The sequence below is a fragment of the Mesorhizobium sp. WSM4842 genome (assembly GCF_055901575.1).
This window is the reverse complement of the sequence record NZ_CM148372.1, coordinates 821851-840111: the sequence shown is the minus strand read 5'-3', so window position 1 is coordinate 840111 and position 18261 is coordinate 821851. Positions and strand designations below refer to the sequence as shown.

Genomic DNA, 18261 nt, shown 5'->3' with positions numbered 1-18261 from the left:
TACCAATAGCCAAGGATTAATTTCCGTTTCAAAAAGATTAAGGCGTAGTTGATTGAAAAACCACCATATTTTGCCTGAACGGCGATTTCAGGGCAGGGAAGTCGCTAATGCGTGTGGACAAGTGGTATTTTTTTGGTATTGTTTTCTGGATTGGAGGGAAAGCGGATGGCCGAAACGCGCACCGAAGCGCTTCACCAGAATGCCGAGGGGCTGGACATCCAGGCTCCGGACGCAATCCTTTCCTCTTTGGCCAGCGCGCAGATCGAGGCCGCCAAGGCGGTGCGCGGCGCCATTCCCGCCATCGCCAAAGCAGCCGAAATCATCGCCAGCCGGCTGAACAGCGGCGGCAAGCTCGCTTACGCGGCAGCCGGCAGCTCGGGCCTGATGGCGCTGGCCGATGCGCTGGAACTGCCGGGTACCTTCGGCATTCAGCGCGACCGTATCGCCATCCTGATCGCCGGCGGCGACGATGCCTTCAAGACACTGGCCGGCGGGCCGGAGGACGACACCGAGGAAGCCTCAGCAGCGGTTGCCGCTGCCGGCGTCGGCGAGGGCGACTGCCTGATCGCGGTCTCGGCCAGCGGCTCGACGCCCTATGCCGTCACGGCGATCGAGGACGCCAGGCGCCGGGGTGCGGCGACCATCGCCATCGCCAACAACAAGGATGCGCCGCTGCTTCGGCTGGCCGATATCGCCATATTGCTCGAAACGCCGCCGGAGCTGATCGCCGGCTCGACGCGCATGGGCGCCGGGACCGCCCAGAAGATCGCGCTCAACATGCTGTCGACGCTGGCCGCCATCCATCTTGGCCATGTCCATGACGGCTATATGGTCAACCTCATGGCTGACAACATCAAGCTGCGCGACCGCGCAACACGCATCGTCGCCGTCATCAGCGGACGCGACAAGGAGGATGCGGCGCGCCTGCTCGAAAAGAGCGGCGGCGCCGTCAAGACCGCCATTCTCCTCGCCGCCGGCGCCGCCAATGCCGATGCGGCCGAGAAGATACTGGAAGGGACCGGCCAGAAGCTGCGCCCGGCCCTTTCCGCGATTGAGGGGAGCATGAGGCAGAAAGCCTCTGTTCTCAAAACCGAACCTGAAAAAGGTCAACAGGGAGACTGAGCATGACAACGAAACTACTGACGGCACTGCTTCTCGGCACCAGCATTCTCGGCTCCGCCGGAATGGCCTATGCCCAGGACGTAACGCTCAACATCGAAAGCTGGCGCGGCGACGACCTTGCCATCTGGAAGGACAAGCTGATCCCGGCTTTTGAAGCCAAGAACCCCGGCATCAAGGTGGTGTTCGCGCCGTCGGCACCGACCGAATATGACGCCGCACTCGGCGCCAAGCTCGCCGCCGGCTCCGCGGGCGACCTGATCACCTGCCGCCCGTTCGACAAGTCGCTGGAACTTTTCAAGAAGGGCAACCTCGCCGATCTGTCGGCGCTGCCGGGCATGGAGAATTTTTCCGACGTCGCCAAGGCCGCCTGGCAGACCGACGACGGCAAGGCGACCTTCTGCGTGCCGATGGCTTCGGTCATCCACGGCTTCATCTACAACAAGGACGCCTTCGACCAGCTCGGCATCAAGGTGCCGACCACCAATGAGGAGTTCTACGCCGCGCTCGACAAGATCAAGGCCGACGGCACCTACATCCCGATGGCGATGGGCACCAAGGACCTCTGGGAAGCCGCGACCATGGGCTACCAGAACATCGGCCCGAACTATTGGAAGGGCGAGGAAGGCCGCACCGCGCTGATCAAGGGCGAGCAAAAACTGACCGACCCGCAGTGGGTCGCGCCCTTTGCCGAACTCGCCAAATGGAAGCCCTATCTCGGCGACGGCTTTGAGGCACAGACCTATCCGGACAGCCAGAACCTGTTCACGCTTGGCCGCGCCGCCATCTACCCTGCCGGCTCGTGGGAGATCGCGCTGTTCAACACCCAAGCCCAGTTCAAGATGGGCGCCTTCCCGCCGCCGGTGCAGAAGGCCGGCGACACCTGCTACATCTCCGACCACACCGATATCGGCATGGGTCTGAATGCGGCGTCGAAGAATGCCGATGCAGCCAAGACCTTCCTGTCCTGGGTCGCCTCGCCGGACTTCGCCACTATCTACGCCAACGCGCTGCCGGGCTTCTTCAGCCTGAACAACACGCCGGTGAAGATGGAAGACCCGCTGGCCCAGGAATTCGTCTCCTGGCGCGACAAGTGCAAGTCGACGATCCGCTCGACCTACCAGATCCTGGGGCGCGGCACGCCGAACCTCGAGAACGAGACCTGGGTTGAATCGGCCAATGTCATCAACGGCACCGTCACGCCGGAAGCTGCCGCAAAGAAGCTGCAGGACGGCCTCGACAGCTGGTATAAGCCGGCGAAGTAAGAGCGCGGCGAACAGCTATCTCCCCCCTCGAGGGGGAGATGTCGCCGGAGGCGACAGAGGGGGTCGGTTGAGGGAGGCCGCGGCTTCGTCGTTGCCGGAAGGCGCGATCGAAAACACGATGGCGCACTGCTCGGCCGACCCCACCCGCCTCGCTTCGCGAGGCACCCTCCCCTCGAGGGGGAAGGGAGGCGCCGCGCCCTTTGGCGGCAATTGCAAGAACCTGATCGGCGGGGACCGAACGCATGGCCGCAGCACCGAAACGACCGTTCCGCTGGCACATCGGCGTCTTTCTGGCGCCGGCAGTGCTGGTCTATACGGCGATCATGATCCTGCCGCTGGCCGGCACGCTGCAGCTCTCCTTGTTCCGCAACATAGACCAGTCCCAAGTCTTCGTGGGACTGGCAAACTTCCGCACGCTGTTCGGCGATCCTAACTGGTCCGTGGGTTTCTGGAATGCGCTGAGGAACAATGTCTGGTTCTTCATCATTCATATGCTGGTGCAGAACCCGATCGGCGTCCTTTTGGCGGCGCTTCTCTCAAGCCCGCGGTTGAGATTCTCCGCCTTCTACCGCACAGCCATCTTCGTGCCGACGATCCTGTCCTTCGTCATCGTCGGCTTCGCCTGGAAGCTGATCCTGTCGCCGCTATGGGGCGTGGCGCCAAACCTTATGGATCTTGTCGGCCTGAAAAGTCTGTTCACACCGTGGCTGGGCAAGGAGCAATATGCGCTGACCACACTCAGCCTGATCTCGGTGTGGCAGTTCATCGGCATTCCGATGATGCTGATCTATGCGGCGCTGCTGTCGATCCCCGACGAGGTGATCGAAGCGGCCGAATGCGACGGCATCACCGGCATGTCGCAGTTCTGGAAGATCAAGCTGCCGCTGATCCTGCCGTCGATCGGCATCATCTCGATCCTGACCTTCGTCGGCAATTTCAACGCCTTCGACCTGATCTACACCGCGCAAGGCGCGCTGGCCGGGCCGAATTATTCGACCGATATCCTCGGCACCTTCCTTTACCGCGCCTTCTTCGGTTTCCAGCTGCAAATCGGCGATCCCAACATGGGCGCGGCGATCGCCACGATGATGTTCCTGATCATCCTTGGCGGCGTCTGCGTCTATCTCTTCCTCGTCCAGACGCGCCTGCGTCGCTACCAGTTCTGAGGCCCGAGATGAGCACGGCTACCCGCTCCCTGCCCCGCACCATCGGCGCCCATGCGGTGCTGTTGACCTACACGGTGATCGCGCTGTTTCCGGTGATCATCGTCATCATGAATTCGTTTAAATCCCGCGCGGGCATCTTCGGCGCGCCGCTGACGCCGCCAACCCCGAAAACCTTCGACCTGATCGGCTACACCACCGTCATCGGCCAGGGCGACTTCATCCACTATTTCCAGAACAGCCTTGTCGTCACCGTCGCCTCGCTGTTCTTCGTGCTGCTGTTCGGTGCGATGGCCGCCTTCGCGCTGTCGGAATACCGCTTTCGCGGCAATTCGCTGATGGGGCTTTATCTGGCGCTCGGCATCATGATCCCGATCCGCCTCGGCACCGTCGCCATCCTGCAGCTGATGGTGGCGAGCGGACTGGTCAACACGCTGACGGCGCTGATCCTGGTCTACACGGCGCAGGGCCTGCCGCTCGCCGTCTTCATCCTGTCGGAATTCATGAAACAGGTGTCGGACGATCTGAAGAATGCCGGGCGCATCGACGGTCTTTCCGAATACACGATCTTCTTCCGGCTGGTGCTGCCGCTGGTGCGGCCATCGATGGCGACGGTTGCCGTCTTCACCATGATCCCGATCTGGAACGATCTGTGGTTTCCGCTGATCCTGGCGCCGTCGGAGGAAACCAAGACGGTGACGCTCGGCGCCCAGTTGTTCCTCGGCCAGTTCGTCACCAACTGGAACGCGATTCTGGCCGCGCTGTCGCTGGCGATCATGCCAGTGCTGATCCTCTACGTCATCTTTTCGCGGCAACTGATCCGCGGCATCACCTCGGGAGCGGTCAAGTGAGCGCCGAAAAACCCCTTCGCGTCGTCGTCGCCGGTTTGGGCAATATGGGCCGCAGCCATGCGCTGGCCTATCACACCAACCCAGGCTTCCAGATCGCGGCGCTGGTCAACCGCTCGGATGTGCCGCTGCCGGCCGGGCTTTCCGGCTATGGCATCAGGCGCTCCTTCGACGATGCGCTGCGCGACGAAAAACCAGATATCGCCTGTATCGCCACCTATTCCGACAGCCATGCAGACTATGCGGTGAAGGCGTTCGAGGCCGGCTGCCATGTCTTCGTCGAAAAGCCGCTGGCGACGACGGTGGCGGATGCCAAACGCGTCGTCGCGGCAGCCAAGGCCAACGGCAAAAAACTGGTGGTCGGCTACATCCTGCGCCATCACCCGTCCTGGATCAGGCTGATCGCCGAGGCGCGAAAACTGGGCGGTCCGTACGTGTTCCGCATGAATCTCAATCAGCAATCCTCCGGCCATAGCTGGGAGACGCATAAGCAGTTGATGCAGACGACGTCGCCGATCGTCGATTGCGGTGTGCATTATCTCGACGTGATGCTGCAGATCACCGATGCCAGGCCGGTCGAGGTGCGCGGCATGGGGCTGAGGCTGACCGACGAGATTGCGCCCGCGATGTACAATTACGGTCATCTGCAGGTGCTGTTCGACGACGGTTCGGTCGGCTGGTATGAGGCCGGCTGGGGGCCGATGATCTCGGAGACGGCCTTCTTCGTGAAGGACGTGATTTCGCCCAATGGCTGCGTGTCGATCGTCATGAAAGAGGGTGTCAGATCAGACGACATCGACACCCACACCAAGACCTCGACCATCCGCCTGCACAGTGCGGCGACCGGCGCTGACGGCAAGTTCACCAAAGCGGATGAGATGCTGTCGATGGAAGGCGAACCCGGCCATCAGGATCTCTGCGATCTCGAACAGGCTTTTCTGCTCAAGGCGGTCCGCGAGGATATTGATCTCTCCCGCCACATGGACGACGCGGTGAAGTCGCTCGCCGTCTGCCTTGCCGCCGACGAGAGCGTGCGCAGCGGAAAGGCGGTGCGACTGTGACAAGGGAATTTTCGCCAGGGATTGCGCTCTACGGCGCCCCCCTCTGGCCTGCCGGCCATCTCCCCCTCGAGGGGGGAGATCAGATGTCGGTACTGCCCTCGCTAGTTATCAGCGCCGTAGAATGGCGCGAGGCCTCGAAACTGCCAATCTCCCCCCTTGCGGGGGAGATGCCAAGTGGTGGCAAAGAGGGCAGGCCAGAGGGGGGTGCATGTGCGCCCACATTCCAATCCGGAGGATCGAAGTGGGCGCACTGAACATCGAGAATGTGAAAAAAGCTTTTGGGCCGGTCGAGGTGCTGAAGGGCATCAACCTCGAAGTGACCGATGGCGAATTCGTCGTCTTTGTCGGCCCCTCCGGCTGCGGAAAATCGACGCTGCTCAGGGTCATCGCCGGGCTGGAGGATTCGACGTCGGGGCGCGTGGTGATCGACGGCGCGGACGTCTCCGCAACGCCGCCGGCCAAACGCGGCATCGCCATGGTGTTCCAGACCTATGCGCTCTACCCGCATCTGACGGTGAAGAACAATATGGGCCTCGGCCTCAAGCAGGCGGGCACGCCGGCGGCCGAGATCGACCGCCGCATCGGCATCGCCTCCTCGATGCTGTCGCTGGAGCCCTATCTCGCAAGGCGCCCGGCCGAGCTTTCCGGCGGCCAGCGCCAGCGCGTCGCCATCGGCCGCGCCGTGGTGCGTGAACCCAAGCTTTTTCTGTTCGACGAGCCGCTGTCCAATCTCGATGCCGCGCTGCGCGTCAACACCAGGCTGGAGATCGCCCAATTGCATCGCCGGCTGAAGGCGACGATGATCTACGTCACCCACGACCAGGTCGAGGCGATGACGCTGGCCGACAAGATCGTCGTGCTCAACGCGGGAAAGATCGAACAGATCGGTGGGCCGATGGAACTCTACAATTCGCCGGCGAATGAATTCGTCGCCGGCTTCATCGGCTCGCCGAAGATGAATTTCGTCGATGGCGCCAGGCTTGGCGAGACGGCCAAGACCGTCGGCGTCCGTCCCGAGCACCTGACCGTCGATGCGAAATCCGGCGCCTGGAAAGGCACGGTCGTCCATGCCGAGCATCTCGGCGCCGACACCAACCTCCATCTCGACTGCGAGAAGGCCGGGCTGATCACCGTGCGCATCTTCGGCGTCTACAATGCCGAACCCGGTGCCACGCTCTACGCGACGCCGGATCCGGCAAGGACTTATCGGTTTGGAGCGGATGGGAAGGTGCTGAAGTAGCTTCGCGGCAAAGCTTGGCGCTGCCCCTCATTGCCCTGCCGGGCATTTCTCCCCGTAAACGGGGAGAAAGAGCTGGCCCGGCCCGGCCTCGGCGCTCTTCCTGGCTAAACCGTTGGCGATTGGCGAAATCATTGGTGACGGCGTCCTTCTCCCCGTTCACGGGGAGAAGATGGCGGCAGCCAGATGAGGGGCGGCGCGACCCGTCCAGGATGACCTCTTATACGTCCGCCTTGAACGTCTGCTTCTGCATGCCCAGCCCTTCGATGCCGAGTTCGACGACGTCGCCGGGCTTCAGGAACACCGGCGGCTTCATGCCGAGCCCGACGCCGGGCGGTGTGCCGGTCGAAATGATGTCGCCAGGATGCAGCGACATGAACTGGCTGAGATAGGAAACCAAGTAGGCGACGCCATAGACCATGGTCTTGGTCGAGCCGTTCTGCATCGTCTTGCCGTTGACCTTCAGCCACATCGGGATGTTCTGCGGGTCCTTGACCTCGTCCTTGGTCACCAGCCACGGGCCGATCGGCCCGAAGGTGTCGCAGGACTTGCCCTTGGTCCACTGGCCCTGGCGCTCTGCCTGGAAGGCGCGCTCGGAAACGTCGTGCGCGACGCAATAGCCGGCGACATAGTCCAGCGCCTCGGCCTCGGTGACGTATTTGGCTTTTCTGCCGATGACCACGCCGAGCTCGACTTCCCAGTCGGTCTTGACCGAGCCGCGCGGGATCAGCACATCGTCATCAGGCCCGACGATGGCCGAACTCGCCTTCATGAAGATGATCGGCTCCGGCGGCACGACGGCGCCGGTCTCGGCGGCATGGTCGGAATAGTTCAGGCCGATGCAGATGAATTTGCCGGTGCCGGCGACGCAGGCGCCGATGCGCGGCTTGCCGGAAACCGCCGGCAACGATTGCGGATCGAGCTTCGACAATGTCTCAAGCGATGCCGGGTCGAGCGCCTTGCCGGCAATGTCGGTGACATGGGCGGAGAGGTCTCGGATTGTCCCATCCGCATCGAGCAGGCCGGGGCGTTCGCTCCCCGCCTCGCCATAGCGCAGCAGTTTCATAGAATTTTTCTCCCAGTTGCGACCAGAGGCCGTTTGCAAATTCGCTCCGCTGGGGCGAATGGCGTGGGTTTCGAGAACCGGAGCGGAGCGTACTTAAAGTGCCTAGGCAAGCGCAGACGCCGCGCCAGGCGCCCGGCGGAATAGGATTTTGACTCCTAGATCGACCAGCCGCCGTCGATATTATAAGCCTGTCCCGACGTATAGGTGGCGCCGGCCAGATAGACGGCGAGATCGGCGATTTCATCGGGCGTGCCGAGGCGGCCCATCGGCTGGCGGGCGATGAAGGCGGCGCGGGCAGCCTCGTAGTCGCCCTGCGCATGCATGCGGTCCTCCAGCGACGGGCTTTCGACCGTGCCCGGGCAGATGGCATTGCAGCGTATGCCCTTGCCGACATAGTCGGCGGCAACCGATTTGGTCAGGCCGATGACGGCCGCCTTGGTCAGTCCATAGACGAAGCGGTTCGGCACGCCCTTGGTCGAACCGGCCAGCGACGCCATGTTGATGATCGAGCCATCGCCGCGCTCCAGCATGCCGGGCAGCACGGCGCGGATGGTGCGGATCATCGAGCGGACGTTGAGATCATAGGCAAAATCGAGATCGGCATCCTTCATCTCGAGGATCGAGCCTGAATGGACAAAGCCGGCGCAGTTGAACAGCACATCGACGGCGCCGATCTCGGCGAAGGCGGTTTCAACCGCCTCGTCGTTCAGCACGTCGAGCTTGCGGGTCTTGATGCCAGCCGTCTTGCCGAGTTCGGCGAGCATCACCTCGTTGATGTCGGTGGCGTGGACGACAGCGCCCGCCCTGGCGAAAGCCAGCGCGCTCGCCCGGCCGATGCCCTGTGCCGCCGCCGTGACGACAACGATCTTGCCTGCCAGATCAGCCATGGTTTTCTCCTCTGTGGCCGCCCGGCTTTTACCGGCCCGCGGCCAAGGCGCAATGTGCCAGATAGGCACTATCATGCCGCCTGTATCGCTGTTCCGCTTAGGGGCAAATGTTTTTTCTCGGTAAAGAACATCTTTTCAGCCGTCAAGCCCGGAGATCTCTTGGGTATCCCTCACCCGGGCCTTGGCGCTGCCCCTCCAACATTGCAGTATGTGCGCCGAGGCTGCGGCCAGCGTGTTTCTCCCCGTCACTATACGGGGAGAAATGCCCGGCAGGGCAATGAGGGGCGGCGCCGACGTCGACAATCGACACACGCTCAGTCGCCGTACGGCACCCAGACGTTCTTGACCTCGACGGCACGGCGCAGGAAGGCATCGCCGGCGGCCTCGGTCGACGCCCAGTCGAGGCTGCGGCCGTTGCCGGTCCAGACGCGCTTGAGATTGCCGACGGAGTCGGCTTCTGCCTTGGCGCAGGTCTCGGCATCGGCGAACACCCAGAGCCCGTCGACATCGTCATGCTTGGCCAGCACGCCGGCGAGCTCGGCGGTGCGGCCGGTGACGATGTTGATGGCGCCGGCCGGAACGTCGGAATATTCGATGACCTGGTAGAGATCGGTGGCAAGCAGCGGATATTTTTCCGAAGGCACCGCGACCACGGTGTTGCCCATGGCCAGCGCCGGCGCCACCAGCGAGATCAGGCCAAGCAGGGGCGCATTGTCGGGCGCCACGATGCCGACGACGCCGACCGGCTCGTGCAGCGCCAGCGTGACGGCGCGGGCCGGCGGCTGGTGGACGCGGCCCTCGAACTTGTCGGCCAGGCCGGCATAGAGGAATAGCCGCTCGATCGACTGCTCGACCTCTTCGCGCGCCGCCTTGGCGGTGACGCCAGTAAGCTGGGTTAGACGCACGGCAAATTCGTCGGCACGGCCGGACAGGTTCTCGGCCAGATAGTAGAGCACCTGGCTGCGATTATAGGCGGTGGCCTCCGGCCAGCCTTTGCAGGCACGTGCGGCCGCAACGGCGTCGCGGATATCCTTGCGGCTGCCGAGACCGACCTCGCCGGCAAGCTTGCCCTTGGCGGTGGCGACGGCAAGCGAATAATTGCCGTCCGGCCGCACCTGCTTGCCGCCGATGAACAGTTTTGCCGTGCGATCGATGGCGTCGCCTTCGGCCTGCTCGACGGGTTGTGTCGAAGCCGGTGCCGGCTTGACGACCGGGCCGAGCGGCAGTTTCGCCGAGAGATATTCGAACATGCCCTCGCGCCCGCCTTCGCGGCCAAAACCGCTCTCGCGGTAGCCGCCGAAGCCGCAGGCGGCGTCGAACATGTTGGTGCCGTTGACCCAGACGACGCCGGCCTTCAATTGCGGCGCCACGTGCAGGGCGAGGTTGACGTTCTCGCTCCACACCGAAGCGGCCAGGCCGTAGCGCGTGTTGTTGGCGAGCTCGATCGCTTCTTCGGTGTTGCGGAAGGTCATGGTCGCCAGCACCGGCCCGAACACCTCCTCCTGCGCCAGGATGTTGGCCGGCGAAACGCCTGTCGCCAGCGTCGGCAGGTGATAATAGCCGGAAGCCGGCAGCGCCACATCAGGCTGCCAGCAGATGGCGCCCTGTTTGGCGCCTGCGGCGACCAGACCCCTGACGCGATCGAGCTGGGTCAGGTCGACCAGCGGGCCGATATCGGTGTTCTTGTCGAGCGGGCTGCCGACGCGCAGCCGGCTCATCCGTGTCTTGACCTTGGCGATAAAGGCTTCGGCGACGCCTTCCTGCACCAGCAGCCGCGAGCCGGCACAGCAGACCTGGCCCTGGTTGAACCAGATGCCGTCGACCAGACCCTCGACGGCGCTGTCGAGATCGGCGTCCTCGAAGACGACGAAGGCCGATTTGCCGCCAAGTTCCAGCGACAGTTTCTTGCCCGAGCCGGCGGTGGCTTTGCGGATGATCTTGCCGACCTCGGACGAACCGGTGAAGGCGATCTTCTGGACGCCGGAATGATTGACGATTGCCGCGCCCGCCTCCGGCCCGCCCTGGACGATGTTGACGACACCCTTCGGCACGCCTGATCGTTCGCAGATCTCGGCGAACAGGATGGCGGTGAGCGGCGTGAACTCGGCCGGCTTGAGCACTATCGCGCAGCCGGCGGCGAGCGCCGGCGCGATCTTCCAGGCCAGCATCAAAAGCGGGAAGTTCCACGGGATGATCTGGCCGACGACGCCGACGCCCTTCTGATCCGGAAAATCCTTGTAAAGCGCCTGCGCCCAGCCGGCATGGTGGATGAAATGGCGAATGGCCAGCGGCACGTCGATGTCGCGGCTTTCGCGGATCGGCTTGCCGTTGTCGATCGATTCCAACACCGCGAACAGCCGTTGGTGGCGCTGCATGGCGCGGCCGATGGCATAGAGCACTTTGGCCCGGCTGTAGCCGCTGCTGGCGCTCCATTTCGGCAGCGCTTTTGTCGCGGCCGAAACCGCCGCATCGATATCGGCAGCACCGGCATCCGAGACCTTGGCCAGCAGTTTTCCCGAAGATGGTTCGCTGGTGTCGAAGGTCTTGCCGCCTCCGGCTGCTTTCCAGTCGCCGCCGATGAACAGCGCTTTGGAGAAATCACGCGCCGCAAGCCAGGCATCGGCCTCGTTGCGGGCCTCCGGCGCCGGGCCGTATTCCATGGCGTGATAGCGTTCGAGGATGTTCATGGAGCGCCTCCTTTACCCTCCCCCTTGTGGGGAGGGTCGATCGGCAAAGCCGATCGGGGTGGGGGTAATTGGCTATTGGCTTTGTTCATTGCACGGGCTGACCTGATTCGTTTGACCCCCACCCCGCCGCTTCGCGGCGACCCTCCCCACAAGAGGGAGGGTGGGCGCTACGCCATCGCGTGGCGATGATTGGCCGAATAATGACCGGTCAGATGGTGTTCGAGCTGGCGCTCGATGTCGGTCAAAAGGCTCGACGCGCCGAAGCGGAACAGATCTGGCTCCAGCCACCGCCGGCCGAGCTCTTCCTTCATCAGCACCAGCCAGTCGAGCGAAGCCTTGGCGGTCGAAATGCCGCCGGCCGGCTTGAAGCCGATGAGGTAGCCGGTCTCCTCGAAATAGGCACGGATGGCGCGCACCATGGCGAGGCCGACCGGCAGCGTCGCATTGACGCTTTCCTTGCCGGTCGAGGTCTTGATGAAATCGGCGCCCGCCATCATCGCCACTATCGACGCCAGCATGACGTTGCGCAGCGTGGCGAGGTCGCCGGTGCCGAGGATGACCTTGAGATGCGCCTCGCCGCAGGCGGCGCGCATCGAGACGATCTCGTTATAGAGCTCCTGCCATTTCGCGGCGAAAACCAGGCCGCGCGGAATGACGACATCGATCTCGTCGGCGCCGTCGCTGACCGAGGCTTCGATCTCCTGCAGGCGCGTCGAAAGCGGGGTGAGGCCGTGCGGGAACGCGGTAGATACGGCGGCGACATGGATGCCGCTGCCGCGCAGCGCATCGACGGCAGTGGCGACGAAGGGGTGATAGACGCAGACCGCCGCCGGGCGGATCTTTTCACCCGTAATGCCGAGGCCTTCGACGATGTCGCGGCGGAACGGATTGACCGCCTTGGCGCAGAGCCGGCGGACGCGCTCGTCGGTGTCGTTCGAGTTCAGCGTGGTCAGGTCCATGCAGGCGACGGCGCGCAGCAGCCAGGCGGCCTGGTTGTCGGCCTTGATCGAGCGCCGCTTGGTCAGGCTGGCGACACGCCGTTCCAGCGCCGAGCGGTTGACGCTGCGCATCGATTCCATGAAGCCGAGATCCAGCTTCATGCCGGGATTGCGGGCAATGCCGTGCGCTTGCGGCGTCGGCGCATTGGCGGCGGTGCGCGCCGGCAGCGGCGTGATCTTGGAAGGTCCCAATCTGTCGGCACTAAGATCGGCTTCGCGGATTGTGCTGCTCATCTCCTGCCCTTTCGTTCGACGACTTATGCCGAAGATAGACCGTGAAGCAGCGCTTCACGAGTCCTTCAGGCGGTCATAGCGGAAAAAGCCTGCTGTGACATCAGCCGAAGAGCGCGGCGCTGGAGATTAGCCACAGGCCACCATGCCTTCGTCATCCCAGGGCGGAGCAGGAGCGAAGCGACGCGGAAGCGTAACGAGCACGGTTGCGCGTGCAAGCGCCATTCTGAGCCGTAGCATTCTTCGGCCTGGGTAACGGCATGGATCCTAGGGTCTGCGCCGCGTCGCTCCGCTCCTTGCTTGCCCTAGGATGACGAAGGCGTGGTGGGATTTGGCCAATCGCCAGCGTTGGAGATTTGGCTGCCGACCGGCCGGCAGCGAAGGTCCACAGCCCCTTTCAGCAGCGAATCTCAGTGGCATATCGCAGAGGTTGGAGATTGGCCGAAACACCCCTCCACTTCGTCATCCTAGGGCGGAGCAAGGAGCGAAGCGACGCGGCGCAGACCCTAGGATCCATGCCGTTACCCAGGCCGAAGAATGCAGCGGCTCAGAATGGCGCTTGTATCCGCAACGCTGCCAGCTACCCTTCAACCATGATCGGCTATGCCTAGATGACCGCGCGCCAGAAGCGCGGCACGATCTCCATCGCGTCACCAATGATCTTGGCACCGCCGCATGCCGGAGCATAAGTCCGGCGATGGCTCCGAAGTGGAGGGATGGTTCGGCTAAATTTCCATGGCCTGCGATTCGTCTCAGCCAACAAACGCGCGCTCGACGACGAAGCTTGCCGGATGATGCAGCGAGCCTTCCTCGAAGCCGAGGCTTTCGGCCAGTTCCTTGACATCCCTAAGCATGTGCATCGAGCCGCAGATCATGATGCGGTCGGTTTCGGGGTCGAGCTTGTCGATGCCGAGATCGGCATAGAATGTTCCCGAGCCGATCAGCGCGGTGATGCGGCCCATGCGCCCGGAGGTTTCGCGCGTCGTCGAATTGTAGAGCGTGACGCGGCCGCCGGTCAGCTCGCCGATCAGCGGGTCGTTCTCCAGCTCTGCAACCAGATCCTGGCCGTAGGTGAGTTCGGCATTGTCACGGCAGGTGTGGGTCAGGACGACCTGCTCGAACTTCTCGTAGGTATCGGGGTCGCGCAGCAGGCTGGCGAAGGGCGCGATGCCGGTGCCGGTCGAGATCATGAACAGGCGCTTGGCCGGGGTCAGCGCGTCGACCACCAGCGTGCCGGTCGACTTCTGCCGCATGATGACGGTGTCGCCGATCTCGATCTTCTGCAGCTGCGAGGTCAGCGGGCCGTCCGGCACCTTGATCGAGAAGAATTCCAGCTCGTCGTCCCAGGCAGGGCTGGCGATCGAATAGGCGCGGAACACCGGCTTCTCGGCGTTGGGCAGGCCGATCATGACGAACTCGCCGGAGCGGAAGCGCAGCGATTGCGGCCGGGTGATGCGGAACGAAAACAGCCGGTCGGTATAGTGCTTCACCGAGACGACGGTTTCGGCATAGACATTGGCCGGAATTGGGAACTGCAGCGGCCGGGCGCCGGCGGTGTTGAGTGCTGATATGGTGTTCATCAAACCTAACCTTCTGGCCAACCCGAGGGCGCCGACGCCAAACCTTCTCCTGCGCGCCCGAACCGATCAGGTTTCGGCGTGCCGTTTGCACACTGCCAAGCGGTAAGCTCTTGTGTCCGGAATTTATTAGTATACAAATGATATTTGCGTCAAGACGCCAGCGTGAAACACCTTTCCAAACTGAGACATATCTGTAGTCCTGACATTTCGGGTTTCGACAATGGAAGAGAATTTTTCGGCGCAGACGCTGGATTCCTCGGGCAGCGTCGTCGCCGGCATCGACGTCGGCGGAACCTTTACCGACCTGCTTCTGATCGACGGCCGTGACGGTGGCCGGGTGCATATCGCCAAAACCCCGACCACGGTCGATAACCAGGCCTTCGGCGTCGTTTCGGCGCTCGGTGCCACCGGCTTCCCCATCCGCGGCATCGACCTCATCGTGCACGGCACGACCACCACCACCAACGCAGTGCTCGAACGCCGGCTGGCCAAGACCGGCATGATCACCACGCGCGGCTTTCGCGATGTCATCGAGCTGGGCCGGCGAACGCGGCCGCAGGCCTATGGCATGACGGGCAGCTTCGTCCCGATCATTCCGCGCAATCTGCGGCTTGAAGTGTCGGAGCGCGTCGAAGCCTCGGGTGCGGTGCGGATTCCGCTCGACGAAGCCGAGATGCGCGCGGCGGTTTCACAATTGATCGAGGCCGGCTGCGAATCGCTCGTCATCCATTTCCTGCATTCCTACGCCAATCCGGCGCATGAGCGACGCGCCGCCGAGATCGCCGCCGAGCTTTGGCCGAACGGCTACATCACGACAGGCCATGCGCTGCTGTCGGAAGCACGCGAATTCGAGCGCGGCGTCACCGCTTCTGTGAACGCCTCGGTGCAGCCGATCCTCGAGCGCTATGTCGAGCGGCTGCGCAAGGAATTGGGGTCAAAAGGCTACGCCCGCGACTTCCTGATCATGAACGGCAATGGCGGCATGATTTCGGCCCGCTTTGTCACCCGTGAATCGGCCAAGACCGTGATGTCCGGCCCGGCCTCCGGTGTTATCGCCGCCGCCTATACGGGAAAACGCGCCGGCTTTGAAAACCTGGTCACCTACGACATGGGCGGCACCTCGACCGACGTGGCGCTGATCCGCAATGCCGAACCCGCAGTGTCGAACGAGATCGAGATCGAATATGCGATGCCGATCCATGTGCCGATGGTGGCGGTGCATACGGTCGGCGCCGGCGGCGGCTCGATCGCCCGCGTCGATGCGGCAGGTCTGATCCAGATCGGCCCGGAAAGCGCCGGCGCCAATCCCGGCCCGATCTGCTACGGGCGCGGCGGCAGCGAGCCGACCATTACCGATGCCAATCTGGTGCTCGGCCGGCTGGCGCCGAAAAAGCTGCTCGCGGTCGAAAACCCGGTCACCGTCGAGCACGTCACCGGCATCTTCGAGGACAGGATCGGCCGCCCCACCGGCCTGTCCGGCGTCGAGGCGGCGGGCGCCGTGCTGCGGCTCGGCAACATCAAGATGGCCGGCGCTATCCGCATGGTCTCGGTGTCGCGCGGCCACGACCCGCGCGATTTCGCGCTGTTCGCCTTTGGCGGCGCCGGGCCGCTGCATGCGACAGCCCTGGCGCGCGAACTCGGCCTGCCAAAAGTGCTGGTGCCGGCGCGGCCGGGCATCACCAATGCGCTCGGTTGCGTCGTCGCCGATCTCAGGCACGATTTCGTTAACACCGTCAACCAGCCGGTGGCGGGACTCGATGAAATCCAGCTTCACGGGATATTGGAACGGCACCGAAACGAAGGCGAAGAGCTGATCGGCAAGGAAGCGGTAAAGCCGGAGACGATCCGCGTCACCCATTCCGCCGACATGCAGTTCGTCGGCCAGACCCATATCATCAACGTGCCGCTGCCCTCGTCCGCAGTGACGCGCGCGGTATTGCAGCAACTGTTTGAAAAGGCCTATTTTGCCCGCTTCAAGGTCGAGCTGCCGGAAATCCGCGCCAATCTGGTCAACCTCAATACGTCGGTGACCGGCATGCGGCCGGCGATCGATCTTTCGCGATTGATCGACCCGGCTGGCCGCGCCAAAACACTTGATGAGGCGCGCCGCGAAATTCGGCCGGTCTGGTATGGCGGGCGCTGGCACGATACGCCGGTCTACAGCAGGGAAAAGCTGCCGCTCGACGCCCTCATCGAGGGGCCGGCGATCCTCGAACAGATGGACGCGACCACCGTGCTCGAGCCCGGCGACCGGGCGCGCTCGGACGCCGACGGCAACATCATCATCGACATCGGTGAGGCCTGAAATGGCAAAGCTCGACACGATCACGCTTTCGGTCATCCAGGCGGCGCTGCAGCAAGTCTGCGACGAGATGGACTTGACCTTCTCGCGCGCCGCCTTCTCGCCCGTCATCGCCGAGGCCAACGACCGCTCCGACGGCATCTATTCGGCGGTCGATGGTTCGCTGATCGCGCAAGGCAGCCAGGGCCTGCCGGTGTTCGTCGGCGTCATGCAGTATTCGACCAAAACGGTGATCGAAATGATCGCCGATGGACGCTGCCTGCCGCCCGAGCCAGGCGATATCTACATCGTCAACGACCCCTATCTCGGCGGCACCCATCTGATGGATGTGCGCTTCGCCATGCCGGTCTACCGGGACGAAAAGATTTTCTGCTGGCTGTCGAACACCGGCCACTGGCCCGACATTGGCGGCTCGGTACCGGGCGGTTTTTCCGCCTCGGCAACGGCGGTCGAGCAGGAAGGCCTGCGGCTGCCGCCGGTGAAATTGTTCAAGAAGGGCGTGCTCGACCCTGAGATCTACGCCATCATCTGCTCGAACATCAGGGTTGCCGACCAGCGCATCGGCGACATCCGCGCGCAGGCGGCGGCACTGCTGATCGGCCAGGACCGGCTTAAGGGAATCCTGGATCGTTACGGAGACGAAACAGTTGTCGAGGCGATCGCCGAACTGCGCCGCCGCGCCGCCGAGCAGATGCGCGCCAACATATCGGCCATTCCCGATGGCATCTACCGCTCCAAGGCCTTCGTCGATTCCGACGGGGTGGTGAACGAGCCGCTGACCATCGCGCTGGCGGTCGAGAAACAGGGCGACACGCTCAGCTTCGATTTTTCAGGCTCGTCAAAGCCGTGCGCCGGGCCGATGAACAGCGTGCTGGCGACGACCTTGTCCTCGGTCTACCTCGCCATGCGCCATATTTTCCCCGATGTGCCGATCAGCGCCGGCGCCTTCGAGCCGCTGATCGTCGAGCGGCCGGAAGGCACGTTCCTCGACGCCAAATATCCGCGCCCGGTATCGGGCTGTGCGGCCGAGGTTTCGCAGCGCATTGCCGAGGCGGTGTTCGCGGCCATGGTGCAGGCGCTGCCGGACAAGGTGACGGCGGCTCCCGCCGGTTCCAGCGGCAATTTCGCGCTCGGCGGCAACGACCCGGCCCGCGGCCGCGATTACGTCATGTACCAGATCTCCGGCGGCGGCTATGGCGGCAATGCCGGTCATGACGGCCTCACCAATGGCTGCTCGACCATCGGCATCTCCAAATCGCCGCCGGTCGAAATCATGGAGCAGGCTTTTCCGGTGCTCTATCGTCACTACGCCCTGCGCGAAGGCTCGGGCGGCGCCGGCAAGCATCGCGGCGGTTTTGGGCTCGCCTATGAGGTCGAGATCCTGCGCGGCGACGCCCGCGCCTCGTTCGTCATGGACCATGGCCGCTTCGGCCCGCAGGGCGCGCTCGGCGGCAAGGACGGCGCTGTCAACACGGTGACCGTGTTCCGCGACGGCAAGGAACATATGCCGCCGCACCTCTCCAAGGAACAGGACATCGCGCTGAAGGCCGGTGACCGCGTCCGCGTCGGCACGCCGGGCGGCGGCGGCTATGGCGATCCCCTGGCGCGCGACCCGAAACTGGTGCTGAGGGATGTCGCCTTGGGTTACTACACGCCCGAGGACGCTGGCGAAAAATTTGGTGTCTCCCTGTCGAAGGATGGGCTGGCGATCGACCGGGCGGCGACGGACGAGAAACGCGCCCACCGCTGAGATAGGACGAATTCTCGGCGAGGCCCCTCGCGCAACCAGACGCAACGCGGTCGCTTTCCCCGCTCTC

The 18261-nt window shown here is 63.7% G+C and carries 13 protein-coding genes; 8 read left to right on the top strand and 5 right to left on the bottom strand.

Features of this window, described 5'->3' with window-relative positions:
• Positions 1-165: 165 nt before the first annotated feature.
• The 6 genes from AC0NIE_RS03900 (at position 166) to AC0NIE_RS03875 (ending at position 6696) form a co-directional block, all read left to right on the top strand.
• Positions 166-1122, top strand: coding sequence for an N-acetylmuramic acid 6-phosphate etherase (locus AC0NIE_RS03900; protein WP_473485652.1), 957 nt, complete (start codon positions 166-168; stop codon positions 1120-1122).
• A gap of 2 nt (positions 1123-1124) precedes the next feature.
• Complete coding sequence (locus AC0NIE_RS03895) at positions 1125-2384, top strand: ABC transporter substrate-binding protein (protein ID WP_292183470.1); 1260 nt, start codon at positions 1125-1127, stop codon at positions 2382-2384.
• Positions 2385-2626: 242 nt separating this feature from the next.
• A complete protein-coding gene (locus AC0NIE_RS03890; RefSeq protein ID WP_473485651.1) occupies positions 2627-3550 on the top strand; it encodes a carbohydrate ABC transporter permease in 924 nt (307 codons plus the stop codon).
• A gap of 8 nt (positions 3551-3558) precedes the next feature.
• Positions 3559-4398, top strand: a complete 840-nt coding sequence (locus tag AC0NIE_RS03885) for a carbohydrate ABC transporter permease (protein WP_254017701.1) — start codon at positions 3559-3561, stop codon at positions 4396-4398.
• Complete coding sequence (locus AC0NIE_RS03880) at positions 4395-5456, top strand: Gfo/Idh/MocA family protein (protein WP_473485650.1); 1062 nt, start codon at positions 4395-4397, stop codon at positions 5454-5456. The genes AC0NIE_RS03885 and AC0NIE_RS03880 overlap by 4 nt, the downstream gene beginning before the upstream one ends.
• 241 nt (positions 5457-5697) lie before the next feature.
• Positions 5698-6696 carry an ABC transporter ATP-binding protein gene (locus AC0NIE_RS03875; protein WP_473485649.1) on the top strand — a complete coding sequence of 333 codons (999 nt, stop codon included), beginning with the start codon at positions 5698-5700 and terminating at the stop codon, positions 6694-6696.
• A 217-nt stretch (positions 6697-6913) separates the two neighbouring features.
• Here the strand turns inward: AC0NIE_RS03875 and AC0NIE_RS03870 are convergent, their stop codons facing one another.
• The 5 genes from AC0NIE_RS03870 to AC0NIE_RS03850 all read right to left on the bottom strand — a co-directional run bounded on the left by AC0NIE_RS03870 (position 6914) and on the right by AC0NIE_RS03850 (position 14142).
• A complete protein-coding gene (locus tag AC0NIE_RS03870; protein WP_473485648.1) occupies positions 6914-7759 on the bottom strand; it encodes a fumarylacetoacetate hydrolase family protein in 846 nt (281 codons plus the stop codon).
• Positions 7760-7914: 155 nt separating this feature from the next.
• Entirely contained in the window at positions 7915-8646 is a 732-nt protein-coding gene (locus AC0NIE_RS03865; RefSeq protein ID WP_473485647.1) for an SDR family oxidoreductase, read from the bottom strand.
• A gap of 314 nt (positions 8647-8960) precedes the next feature.
• Complete coding sequence (locus tag AC0NIE_RS03860; protein WP_473485646.1) at positions 8961-11333, bottom strand: aldehyde dehydrogenase family protein; 2373 nt, start codon at positions 11331-11333, stop codon at positions 8961-8963.
• 167 nt (positions 11334-11500) lie between these two features.
• A complete protein-coding gene (gene deoC, locus AC0NIE_RS03855) occupies positions 11501-12565 on the bottom strand; it encodes a deoxyribose-phosphate aldolase (RefSeq protein ID WP_473485645.1) in 1065 nt (354 codons plus the stop codon).
• A 749-nt stretch (positions 12566-13314) separates the two neighbouring features.
• On the bottom strand, positions 13315-14142 hold the full coding sequence (locus AC0NIE_RS03850) for a ferredoxin--NADP reductase (RefSeq protein WP_473485644.1): 828 nt from the start codon (positions 14140-14142) through the stop codon (positions 13315-13317).
• Positions 14143-14362: 220 nt separating this feature from the next.
• Here AC0NIE_RS03850 and AC0NIE_RS03845 point away from each other — a divergent pair, with 220 nt between their 5' ends.
• Both AC0NIE_RS03845 and AC0NIE_RS03840 read left to right on the top strand, forming a co-directional pair.
• Positions 14363-16447, top strand: a complete 2085-nt coding sequence (locus tag AC0NIE_RS03845) for a hydantoinase/oxoprolinase family protein (RefSeq protein WP_473485643.1) — start codon at positions 14363-14365, stop codon at positions 16445-16447.
• Position 16448: 1 nt separating this feature from the next.
• Positions 16449-18194, top strand: a complete 1746-nt coding sequence (locus tag AC0NIE_RS03840) for a hydantoinase B/oxoprolinase family protein (protein WP_473485642.1) — start codon at positions 16449-16451, stop codon at positions 18192-18194.
• The last annotated feature ends 67 nt before the right edge of the window (positions 18195-18261 follow it).

What these genes read in the sequence shown, in the direction of transcription:
- AC0NIE_RS03885 (WP_254017701.1), top strand. Translation starts at nt 3,559, where the DNA reads ATGAGCACGGCTACCCGCTCCCTGCCCCGCACCATCGGCGCCCATGCG.
- AC0NIE_RS03870 (WP_473485648.1), bottom strand. Translation starts at nt 7,759, where the DNA reads ATGAAACTGCTGCGCTATGGCGAGGCGGGGAGCGAACGCCCCGGCCTG.
- AC0NIE_RS03895 (WP_292183470.1), top strand. Translation starts at nt 1,125, where the DNA reads ATGACAACGAAACTACTGACGGCACTGCTTCTCGGCACCAGCATTCTC.
- AC0NIE_RS03850 (WP_473485644.1), bottom strand. Translation starts at nt 14,142, where the DNA reads ATGAACACCATATCAGCACTCAACACCGCCGGCGCCCGGCCGCTGCAG.
- AC0NIE_RS03860 (WP_473485646.1), bottom strand. Translation starts at nt 11,333, where the DNA reads ATGAACATCCTCGAACGCTATCACGCCATGGAATACGGCCCGGCGCCG.
- AC0NIE_RS03840 (WP_473485642.1), top strand. Translation starts at nt 16,449, where the DNA reads ATGGCAAAGCTCGACACGATCACGCTTTCGGTCATCCAGGCGGCGCTG.
- AC0NIE_RS03845 (WP_473485643.1), top strand. Translation starts at nt 14,363, where the DNA reads ATGGAAGAGAATTTTTCGGCGCAGACGCTGGATTCCTCGGGCAGCGTC.
- AC0NIE_RS03890 (WP_473485651.1), top strand. Translation starts at nt 2,627, where the DNA reads ATGGCCGCAGCACCGAAACGACCGTTCCGCTGGCACATCGGCGTCTTT.
- AC0NIE_RS03865 (WP_473485647.1), bottom strand. Translation starts at nt 8,646, where the DNA reads ATGGCTGATCTGGCAGGCAAGATCGTTGTCGTCACGGCGGCGGCACAG.
- deoC (WP_473485645.1), bottom strand. Translation starts at nt 12,565, where the DNA reads ATGAGCAGCACAATCCGCGAAGCCGATCTTAGTGCCGACAGATTGGGA.
- AC0NIE_RS03900 (WP_473485652.1), top strand. Translation starts at nt 166, where the DNA reads ATGGCCGAAACGCGCACCGAAGCGCTTCACCAGAATGCCGAGGGGCTG.